Origin of the sequence: Xylanibacter rarus (assembly GCF_001275135.1) — a bacterium.
GTDB classification, from domain to species: domain Bacteria; phylum Bacteroidota; class Bacteroidia; order Bacteroidales; family Bacteroidaceae; genus Prevotella; species Prevotella rara.
The window spans coordinates 163500-174622 of record NZ_LFQU01000003.1 but is presented as its reverse complement, the minus strand read 5'-3'; the positions used below and the strand labels follow the sequence as shown (position 1 = coordinate 174622).

Below are 11123 nucleotides of genomic sequence, written 5' to 3'. Positions count from 1 at the left end.
AGAAAACACAAGCATCAGAACTATTTATACAAACAAATTAGGCCACCAATAATAATTGGTAGCCTAATTTGTGATCCCGACAGGATTCAAACCTGTAACCTTCTGATCCGTAGTCAGATGCTCTATTCAGTTGAGCCACGGGACCATTTCTTAAATGCGATGCAAAGGTACGCATATTTTCTAATACAGCAAAATTTTTCCGTATCTTTTTAATGAAAAACTATTATTTTTCTTCCATTTCATGTAAATGAGGCAAAGAAATATGATATTTCACTGCCATAAGCCTTACAACAACAACAGTTACAAAGCTTGAAATAACAATAATCTCCAAATTTAATCCCCAATAATAACATATCTGATATACAAAAACCGCCCAATATGCACGCAACAGCATAAATCTCCTTTCGGAATATCAGCGGAACTTCATTTATCAGTACATCACGAATAATACCTCCGGCCACGCCTGTGATACACCCCATTATGATTGCGACCCAAAACGGGAAGCCTGCATATAATGTTTTTTGTATACCGGCTATAGTAAACAGTGCAAGTCCCAAAGTATCAAACAGGAACCATGTACTAGAAAACTTTACTATAGCCTTCTTAAATATTATAGCAAGCACCAAGGCTGCCGCCGTACATATTATATATATAGAATTTGTCATCCAAAAAGGAGTTACGCCAAGCATAACATCACGAATTGTACCGCCTCCTATTGCCGTGGCCAACCCTACAACATACCCTCCAAACCAGTCAAAGTTTTTAAACGCCGCCCATCTTATACCAGATATAGCAAATGCGAATGTTCCCAAAAACTCTATAACAAGCTGCACTGTATTCATTAGCTGACAACATTTACCGGCTTACCGTCAAGAAAAGCCTTAATATTAGAGGTCACGATATTAACAAGACGCACACGAGCCTCATAAGTAGCCCATGCTATATGAGGAGTTATATAGGCATTGGGGGCGCTGAAAATAGGATTATCCTCAAGTGGAGGTTCCTGACACATAACATCTGCACCATACCCCCCGAGCCATCCTTCATTTAAAGCCTCTGCAACGTCATTCTCGTTCACCAATGGGCCTCTACCGGTATTTATCAATATCGAACCTTTCTTCATCTTTTTTAAAGTAGCCTTATTTATCATCTCTTTAGTCGTTTCCGTCAAAGGACAATGCAACGTTACTATATCACTGATACCTAAAAGTCCGTCCAGCGTCGTCTTCTGGATACCATCAGGAAGATCTGCAGAATTCTTGCTTGTAAAAGCAAAAACATCCATACCAAAATCACGTGCAATACATGCCACCTTATATCCAATACTACCAAGTCCAACCACACCAAGAGTTTTTCCGGCAAGTTCATTCAAAGGCGTATCCCAATAACAGAAATCTTCATTACTGCTCCATCGGCCATTACGATTTTGTTTTGAATAATGAGCAACGCGATTGGTAATGTTTAAAATATGCGCAAAAGTCATCTGAACCACACTGTCTGTGCTATAAGCAGGCACATTCGTTACGATAACACCACGTTTCCGCGCTGCTGCAATATCAACAATATTGACTCCTGTAGCCAATACTCCTATATATTTCAAATTAGGCAACTTAGCCATTATGGCATCAGACAACACAACTTTATTTGTCAACACGATATCAGCCTGCTCAACACGCGACACTACGTCATCAGGAGACGTTCTGTCATATACAGTCAAATCACCTAATTCTTTTATTCCGTTCCATGATAAATCACCTGGATTTACACTATATCCATCTAAAACAACAATCTTCATAGTTATATATTTTTGTTATTCTTTAAATCTGTTTCCCCAACACTTCAACATTCGTTGATACAACTTTTCCTCATTGGGCGAATGTTGCCCATGCCATATCCGCTCATTAACAAGTTCATCAGGCAAGAATTGTTGTTCAACAAAATGTTCCGGATAATCATGTGAATACTTATACCCGTCACTATATCCTAGATCAGCCATAAGTTTCGTAGGAGCATTACGCAAATGCAATGGCACCGGCAGATTACCTGTCCTGGCAACAACTTCAAGTGCATGATTAATGCCGTTATATGCAGAATTGCTCTTGGGACTCGTCGCTAGATACACCGTTGCCTCGGCCAATGGAATTCCCCCCTCAGGCCATCCTATTTTATTTACGGCATCAAATGCTGCATTGGCAAGCAGCAGCGCATTCGGATTCGCCAAGCCAATATCCTCTGAAGCACTTATAACAAGTCTGCGAGCAATGAACTTAGGGTCCTCACCACCTTCAATCATACGTGCTAGCCAATACAACGCTGCATCAGGATCCGAACCTCTAATACTTTTTATAAACGCAGATATTATATCATAATGCATTTCTCCGTCCTTATCGTACGCAAGAGGATTTTGCTGCAAGCACCCTACTACAGTTTCATCAGTTATCTCAATTTTTTCACTATTGACAGAATCAACGACCAACTCTAAAATATTCAACAATTTACGGGCATCTCCCCCGCTATACCTTAGAATGGCATTAGTCTCTTTCAGTTCTATATTTTTTTTCTTCAGTTCAACATCTTCTCTTAAAGCGCGCTGCAAAAGTCCGAGCAAGTCTTCTTTTTCCAAGGGCTTCAACACATAAAGCTGACATCTTGAAAGCAATGGTCTGATAACTTCAAAAGAAGGATTTTCCGTGGTTGCGCCTATCAACGTAACTATACCTTTCTCAACCGCAGCCAACAAAGAATCTTGCTGACTCTTGCTAAAGCGGTGTATCTCATCAATAAACAATATAGGAGTAAAATTATTGAAGAAGCCAGCATTCTTGGCTTTATCAATAACATCCCTGACATCTTTCACACCACTTGTAACAGCACTCAATGTATAAAAGGGTACTTTTAGGTGATTTGCCACTATCAAGGCCAATGTCGTCTTTCCTACCCCAGGAGGCCCCCATAAGATAAAAGATGTCACTCTTCCGGCTTCCAACATATTACGGAGAACGGCATTCTTACCGACAAGATGTTTCTGTCCGATATAGTCGTCAAGAACCTTGGGTCTTAATCTCTCTGCTAAAGGCTTAACCATAAATGCAAAAGTAGAAAATATATGTCATTTATGCAAAAAATATCTATTAAAAACTTGCGAATAAAAGATAATATATTACTTTTGCAGCATTCATAGAAACTGAAAACGAGAATAAATAGTGAAAGTTACAATCCTCCAAACGGATATCAAGTGGGTGCAGCCTGATAAGAATCAAGTTGCAGCAGGTCAACTTATATCCAATAATCCTGGCTCTGATTTATACATATTGCCAGAAATGTGGGCGACAGGATTTATAACAGATCCGGCAAAATATTCTGCAGAAGTCAATTTTCAAAAATCACTTGAATGGATGAAAGAAACAGCACAATCCAACAGATGTGCAATATGTGGAAGTCTTTCTATCCTGACACATCAGTCACAGTACAGAAACAGATTATATTTTGTAATGCCTGACGGAGAATATTATTACTACGACAAGCACCATTTGTTTAAATACGGAGGAGAAGACGTATACTATACAGCAGGCGACAAAAGAGTAATTGCGAAATATAAAAATTTCCGTTTTTTATTACAGACCTGTTATGATTTAAGATTCCCTGCATGGATGAGATATAAAGAAGACTATGACGCTATAATTTTTGTGGCCAACTGGCCTCAAAACAGGCAGGACGCATGGAACATCCTATTAAGAGCAAGGGCCATTGAAAATCAATGTTATGTAATTGGATGTAACCGCACAGGGGAAGATGATAGATGTCAATATAACGGAAATAGTGCCATCATTGACCCCAAAGGCGCTTTACTAGCCCAGTCTGACGAAAAAGAACAGGCTATCACTGCTGAAATTGATTTAGACAAACTGAATCATTATCGTTCAAAGTTTCCTATACTGACAGATAGAGATATATTTTAAAAATAAAAAGAAATTAATTAAAAAGAAATATGAAAGATATTGATAAGAAGTCACTTACATTAAAAACCATCAACAAAAGTAACGTTTGGGATATTCAGGAGAATGATGTTTTCAGGATGTTGGAAGTTGCAGAAAAAGACTCCGATATAAGAGAAAACATCAAGCACTACATTGATATCATCAAAAGCGCATTTGAAGTTGAAGAAATAAAGATAGACCGCCCTGAAATAATCAAGAAGTATGAAGCCCGCGGTTTCCAGATTGGCACAATGCCTGTAGATGAAAGCCAGAAGGTCAAAATAGGAATAAAAAAACGTCCTATATTAAGGGTAACAGACCTTACATACGAGAACATCCGACATATTTCTGCAACAAAACTGCTTGAAGTTATCGATCGTAATTTTGGCGGAGGTTGGGATTCTTTGTCACAAAGCATTCAAGACATCATACAGAGCGGATTTGACATAAGTACAACAACTTTACCCAAAGACAGATTACATAAAGTTGGCGGAATGTACGAAAAGAAAGTTGCTGACGGATTTGAAGTATTGGAAATTTCAAAAGGTGCATGGATTGAAGCTATTTTTGCAAAACTTAAGCCCGAAACAGAAAAGCCCCGTCTTAAATTTGGAACAGACGACTCTCGCAAATACGATTCTGACGAAGATGACGACGAGGATCTGCCTGAGATTGATGAAAAGTATGACAATGACGATGATGATGACGCATTCGACGAAGATAAGCTGACAGAAGAAAGCTACAGAACAACAATCGAGGAAAATCCTGAAGACCTCGATCTTACAGCAGAAGATGTCGCAGATGATGACGAATACTAAAACACAAGCATACATTTAGCATCACAATTGTAAATATCATATAATAGCCATACCGTGCTTATCGCTGGTATGGCTATTTTTCGTACCACATCAATTTACCAAACATATATACGCACTTTCTATTAAAAGGAATGTATCATATCATCTTTTTAACTGTTTTATTATTAAAATTTTAATTATTATCATTACCTTTGCACAATCAATCGGTTCATCATACGATGATTAAAAGGGAACAAGGTGAAAATCCCTGACAGTCCCGCTGCTGTAATTTGTCGTTTATGAAGCAAACAAAATAGCCACTGTGTATTATAGGGAAGGCGTTTGCTTTTATGACAATAAGTCAGAAGACCTGCCATTGAAACAGTTTATCCCACCAGCTTCGAGGAAAGCTGTTGATAAAACATTTTACACATGAAAAAAATAACGGCATTAGTTCTGGTATGCTCAGTTCCTTTTTGTGCTCAAGCGCAATCTGAAAAAAATGATACAATTGATAACACATATCAGTTGCAGGATGTTGTGGTCACAGAAAATAAAAAAAGCACGAAGTTACCAGTACATCGCCATTATATGTAATCAACAACAAAAACCTTAATACTGCAGGCATCACTGATATAGCTGATGCCCTTAACCGTATGCCCGGAATAACCATACGTGATTATGGTGGTGCCGGAGGTATGAAAACCGTTTCTGTCAGAAGTTTCGGCACTCAGCATACAGGCGTTAGCTATGACGGAATAATGCTTAGCGACTGCCAGAGCGGACAAATCGACCTGTCGCGCTATTCCTTAGAAAACATCGACAACATATCGCTTGTCATCGGCGATAATGACGACATTTTTATACCCGCAAAAAATGCCAGTTTACCGGCATCCATTAACATAAGGACAATAAAGTCTCCTACAGAAGACACAGCTCCTCATCTGACCACTCAGCTGAAAGTTGGTTCATTCGGATATATTAGTCCATTTATAAGATACGAGCAGAATTTTTCAAACAAATTTTCTTTCTCGGCAATTGGAGAATTCGTCTATGCAGAAAACGATTATCCTTTCACGCTACGCAATATTTCAGTCGTTACAAAAGAGCGCCGCACAAACAGTCGTATGAAATCAGGGCATGGTGAGACTAATTTTATATGGAACATTAATACCCGCAATGAATTAAGCGGCAAAATATATTATTATGATAACGACAGACAACTGCCCGGACAAGTCAGATATTACACAAATATAAGCAATGAAGAGCTCAGAGACCAGAACTTCTTTGCCCAAATCGGCTACCGCACATTTAACAGCAACAATCTATCTTTAAAAGTTAATGCAAAATATAACTGGGCAGCTTCAAAATATAAAGACGGTTCATATAGCGATGGCATAAAAGATGCTGATTATTGGCAAAGAGAAGCTTATACATCAGCAAGTCTCCTATACACTCCATTTAAAGACTGGGCGTTCTGCTATTCTGCCGACTACAGCTATAACAACATGAACAGCAGCCTTTCAACAGATACACACCCATTTAGGCATACCGTTCTTCAGGCAGCTACAGCTAAATATAAATCAGCAAGACTGTCTATCATCGGAAAGTTGCTGCTTTCACTATATTACAATGGTGCAGAATATGGAGAATCTGCACGCGACATGAGCAAACTCTCACCATCTCTGTCACTCTCATATAAAGTTTTTAAAAATAATGACTTTTATATTAGAGCATCATATAAAAATATATTCAGGGCACCAACATTCAATGAGTCATATTTCTATCATTACGGCAGCACAAATCTGCTTCCAGAAAGCACTGATCAATATAATATAGGATTCACATTATTACAAGATGTCACAAAAAAGACAAATATCAAAATAACATTAGACGGATATCTCAACCATGTTAAAGACAAAATAGTTGCCGTACCATACAATATGTTTATATGGACAAACATAAATGTCGGAAAGGTAAGAGTGTTGGGCTTAGACGCAACGGCTAATGTAATGCATAAGTTTTCAGACAAGCATTTGATAACTCTTACAGCCAGCTATAGCCTGCAGAATGCAGAAAACCGTACTAATCCGGAATCTCCATATTATGGATACCAGATTGCCTATACACCATTACACTCTGGAAGCGTTTCTGTTTGTTACGAAAATCCATGGGTAAACCTCACAGTACACGGCACCGGTATGAGCAGCCGCAGTTCAAATAACGAACATTATGAAGACTCTAACATACCGGGATTTTTCGAAACCGGCATAACCCTTTTCAGGTCGTTTAAAATAGCCAAAAACACGATTACCCTACGAGGAGACATCAAGAACCTCCTCAACAAGCAATACGAAATTGTCAAGGCATATCCGATGCCGGGAATAAGCTATCAATTTTCAATAAATTATAAATTTTAATCAAAAAAGAAATGAAAAAATTTTTAAGTTTTGCAGCAATTGCATTATGCGTATCATTTACATCGTGCAGCGACGATGACGATAATTACGGTCCGAAACCTATTGATGTAAGCACAGGTGCCTTCATTGTAAACTCAGGAAACATGAGTTCTCAAATCAGCGGCAGCATCACATCTATTGACTATTCTACACAGACAGCCGCCCAGAAGGTATTTCAGGCTGCCAATGGACGCAATCTTGGTACAACACCTAATGACGCTCTGATTTATGGTGACAAGATGTATATTGTTGTAACGGGCGAAAATACAGTTGAAGTTGTCAACAAGAACACAATGGTGTCTGTCGGAACAATAAAGACAACCGAAGTTATGGGAGCAGACAAGGGTGAGACACCCAGACGTCTTGCAGCCGGAAACGGAAAAATTTATGTGTCAACATTCAAAGGCTACGTTGCAGCAATCGACACAGCATCTTTAAATCTGGATAAGATTTATCAGGCTGGTTCATATCCTGAGGGAATTGCTATAGACGGCAATATGCTTTATGTAGCAAACAGCAGCTATGGCAATGGCCAAAATCCTTCTATTTCATACATCAACCTTACCGATGGAAGCGTTACAAATCTCACCGACCCATTGATAACAAACCCTGTTGGCATCAGTGTTATCGACGGAACACTTTATGTGATGGACAGTGGTCTTTATGATTCTAATTACAACCAATATGGCGCCGGTGTAAAGAAGATTACTGCAGACAAGAAGGTTACAAACCTTATCGACGCAACAATGATGGCGACAGATAAGAAAAACATCTACGTAATAAATGCTCCTTACAGCTATGTTTCTCCCGTCACTCCTACTTACAGCGTCTACAACATTGCAAGCGGTGAAGTTAAGACATTCATAACAGACAACCTGCCGTTCAGCCCATCTGCAATTGGAGTTGACCCTGTTAACGGATATGTGTTTATCACTTCTTACAGCAAGAATCCTGACACCGGATATGCAAGCTATACTACAGATGGCTATGTCAACATGTACAAAGAAGACGGAACCTTTGTTAAGATGTTCTCTACCGGAGTTGGCCCTAATGCAATAGCATTCAATACTGGTGTTGTTTATGAATAAAAATTTAACGATAACCTCTTTACTGATATCAGTGCTGATTACCCTGTGCGCATGCCGGGGTAACAGCACTGATACATCTTTTAGCGGTGACACCCTAGAACTTAAATATGCCAAGCAGCTTCATATAATCAAATGCGACGGTTACAACGTTGTCACCCTGAACGATCCTTGGAACAAAGGAAAAATACTTCATACATACATCCTTGTACCGTCAGACAAAGAACTGCCGGCCAATCTGCCACAGGGCACTATTGTTAGAACACCTTTGCAACGTGCGGTTGTAACGACATCTGTTCACTGCGGCCTGATTATGTCTTTTGGCAAAGGTCAGAACATCAAAGGGGTTTGTGATGTCAAATATATTAATCTGCCATGGATTCAGCAACAATGCAAAGAAAACAAAATTGCTGACTGCGGCAGCGGAATAACCCCAACACTCGAAAAGATTATAGGTATAAACGCTGACGCAATATTGATTTCTCCATTTCAGAACAGCGGAGGCTACGGACGTCTTAATGAGTGGGAAAAGCCCATTATTGAAACTGCTGACTACATGGAAACTACAGCATTAGGAAGAGCAGAATGGATGAAATTCTATGGAATGCTGTTTGGTGCAGAAAAACAGGCTGACAGCATCTTTAATGACGTTGAGACAAAATACAACAGCCTCAAGCAAATTGCCAAAACTGCCAAGACAAGACATTCTGTAATTATCGATAAGATAAACAGTTCTGTATGGTATGTGCCTGGCGGACAAAGCACCATCGGACAGATAATTGCTGATGCAAATGCGGCATATCCTTTTTCTGCCGAAAAGAGCAGCGGCAGTCTACCTCTACCGTTTGAGATAGTCCTCGAAAAAGCCGGCAACAGCGACATTTGGCTTATCAGATATAATAGTCCTCAAAAAGCCACCTACAAATCATTGTTGACGGAAAACAGCGGATACTCACAGTTTAAGGCATTCAAGAACAAGATGGTCTTCGGATGCAATACTTACAGTAACACGTTCTACGAAGACACCCCATTCCATCCAGACTTGTTGCTGCGTGATTTCATCATAATAACACATCCGGAAATAACCGAACTTGGCAAAGCGAAATACTTTGAACATATAAAATGAAAAAATATTGCAGATTTTTTGTTGTAATAACTTTGGCAATAATTGCTCTGTTTGTAATTAACATCATCTATGGAGCCGTGAAAATACCGATAAACAGCATTATCGATATTTTCAGCGGCAACGATGAGGTAAATGAAAGTTGGAAATATATAATATTGCAGACTCGCCTGCCCCAGGCTCTTACGGCCATTTTATGTGGTGGAGCATTAGCTGTCAGCGGATTATTACTTCAGACCGCATTCTGCAATCCTCTTGCCGGTCCGTCTATATTCGGTATCAATAGTGGTGCCAGCCTTGGCGTGGCTTTCGTTATGCTTCTGTTTGGTGGAAGCATAACGGCAGGAGCAGTTTCTGTTACTGGATTTCTGGCAGTACTTATTGCCGCATTTGTAGGTGCTGTGGCTGTAATGGCTGTATTATTGTTTTTCTCTAATCTTGTAAACAATAACGTCATGCTCCTTATCACCGGCATTATGATAGGCTATATATCCTCATCTGCAATATCACTGCTCAACTTCTTTGCGACTGAAGAGGGCGTTCACTCATATATGATATGGGGATTGGGCAACTTCGGAGGAGTGTCTATGGCTCAGATGCCTCTGTTCGCGGCTGTTACAATAGTAGGTTTAATATGTGCATTGCTTCTCATTAAACCTCTCAATGCCGTATTGTTAGGCGAACAATATGCAGAAAATCTTGGTATAAACACCATCAAGTTGCGCAATTGCCTTTTATTGGTAACAGGACTTCTTACCGCCGTTACCACCGCCTATTGTGGCCCTATTGCATTTATCGGACTTGCCGTTCCACATATAGCACGTATGCTTCTTAAAACAGACAACCACCGCTATCTCATACCTGGCACTATTCTTTCCGGAGCAGCCATATCACTTCTGTGCAACATAATATGCGTTCTTCCTGGCGACAACGGCATCATACCCCTTAATGCTGTCACTCCTATCATGGGTGCACCGGTTATCATTTATGTAATCATCAAAGGGAGACATCAATAACAGCACGTATTGGCATAACAGAAATGAATAATATATAAGACTTTTTACCTAACGACCTCTCCAACAAGGCTAGCATAACTCTTCCGTATTTGCATTGTGCAGACATGATTGTCTTCCATTCTTTTACAGGCTTGTCTGCCAAACTCAAAAAAGCAGAAAAGCAGGAAAATAGGCTCTATATGAAGACTTAATCGGCAAAAAATAAATAGGGCCGAACAAAACCTGCTTTATTGCAACATATAATTCAATTCTGATTTACCTTTACGCAATATAGAACCAACAAACTCCGGGAATAAGTCTATTATAAATATTCCAATATCTCATTTTCCATCGTGTTTGCCTATCTATTTCGTTATATATATGCCAATTGTTTTGTCTACCACCCACACAGAATAAACATCTCAAATATGCATAACTATGCCCATATCAATGCCAACAACCTTGTTCATCATCAATAATCATAACAAAATTGCAAATATCACACAAGAGACGTCTATACGTATGCGAAGATATGAAAATTACAGTATGTGTATACTATTGTATTTTACGGATAAAGAATTTTATACAGCGACATGGTAAAAGCGACATATAATAATTTACATTTAACAACTAGAATATCTCTAAAACAATTTATTATTACTATAAAATCGTAATAAATAAGGAACA

The 11123-nt window shown here is 39.2% G+C and carries 9 protein-coding genes, 1 tRNA gene, 1 pseudogene and 1 riboswitch; of the genes and pseudogenes, 7 read left to right on the top strand and 4 right to left on the bottom strand.

Annotation, left to right across the window (positions count from 1 at the left end):
• Positions 1–71: 71 nt before the first annotated feature.
• From ACU52_RS03445 to ACU52_RS03430, 4 genes and pseudogenes are all read right to left on the bottom strand, one after another.
• Positions 72–145, bottom strand: a tRNA-Arg gene (locus ACU52_RS03445).
• Between the two features lie 78 nt (positions 146–223).
• Positions 224–842: pseudogene (locus ACU52_RS03440) on the bottom strand (trimeric intracellular cation channel family protein).
• Positions 842–1795, bottom strand: coding sequence for a D-2-hydroxyacid dehydrogenase (locus ACU52_RS03435; RefSeq protein WP_053397762.1), 954 nt, complete (start codon positions 1793–1795; stop codon positions 842–844). The pseudogene ACU52_RS03440 and the gene ACU52_RS03435 overlap by 1 nt, the downstream one beginning before the upstream one ends.
• 15 nt (positions 1796–1810) lie before the next feature.
• Positions 1811–3085 (bottom strand): replication-associated recombination protein A, encoded by a 1275-nt coding sequence (locus tag ACU52_RS03430; protein ID WP_053397761.1) that lies wholly within the window; start codon positions 3083–3085, stop codon positions 1811–1813.
• Between the two features lie 118 nt (positions 3086–3203).
• Here ACU52_RS03430 and ACU52_RS03425 point away from each other — a divergent pair, with 118 nt between their 5' ends.
• The 7 genes from ACU52_RS03425 to ACU52_RS03400 all read left to right on the top strand — a co-directional run bounded on the left by ACU52_RS03425 (position 3204) and on the right by ACU52_RS03400 (position 10457).
• Positions 3204–3959 (top strand): nitrilase-related carbon-nitrogen hydrolase, encoded by a 756-nt coding sequence (locus ACU52_RS03425; RefSeq protein ID WP_053397760.1) that lies wholly within the window; start codon positions 3204–3206, stop codon positions 3957–3959.
• Between the two features lie 29 nt (positions 3960–3988).
• A complete protein-coding gene (locus tag ACU52_RS03420; RefSeq protein WP_021855599.1) occupies positions 3989–4795 on the top strand; it encodes a hypothetical protein in 807 nt (268 codons plus the stop codon).
• Positions 4796–4981: 186 nt separating this feature from the next.
• Positions 4982–5166: riboswitch (cobalamin riboswitch) on the top strand.
• 40 nt (positions 5167–5206) lie between these two features.
• A complete protein-coding gene (locus tag ACU52_RS15530; protein ID WP_239684860.1) occupies positions 5207–5371 on the top strand; it encodes a hypothetical protein in 165 nt (54 codons plus the stop codon).
• A complete protein-coding gene (locus ACU52_RS03415) occupies positions 5371–7194 on the top strand; it encodes a TonB-dependent receptor plug domain-containing protein (RefSeq protein WP_316936640.1) in 1824 nt (607 codons plus the stop codon). The genes ACU52_RS15530 and ACU52_RS03415 overlap by 1 nt, the downstream gene beginning before the upstream one ends.
• Before the next feature lie 11 nt (positions 7195–7205).
• Complete coding sequence (locus ACU52_RS03410) at positions 7206–8321, top strand: YncE family protein (RefSeq protein ID WP_053397759.1); 1116 nt, start codon at positions 7206–7208, stop codon at positions 8319–8321.
• Positions 8314–9444 (top strand): ABC transporter substrate-binding protein, encoded by a 1131-nt coding sequence (locus ACU52_RS03405; RefSeq protein ID WP_021855596.1) that lies wholly within the window; start codon positions 8314–8316, stop codon positions 9442–9444. The genes ACU52_RS03410 and ACU52_RS03405 overlap by 8 nt, the downstream gene beginning before the upstream one ends.
• On the top strand, positions 9441–10457 hold the full coding sequence (locus ACU52_RS03400; RefSeq protein WP_021855595.1) for an iron ABC transporter permease: 1017 nt from the start codon (positions 9441–9443) through the stop codon (positions 10455–10457). Before ACU52_RS03405 ends, ACU52_RS03400 begins: the two co-directional genes overlap by 4 nt.
• The last annotated feature ends 666 nt before the right edge of the window (positions 10458–11123 follow it).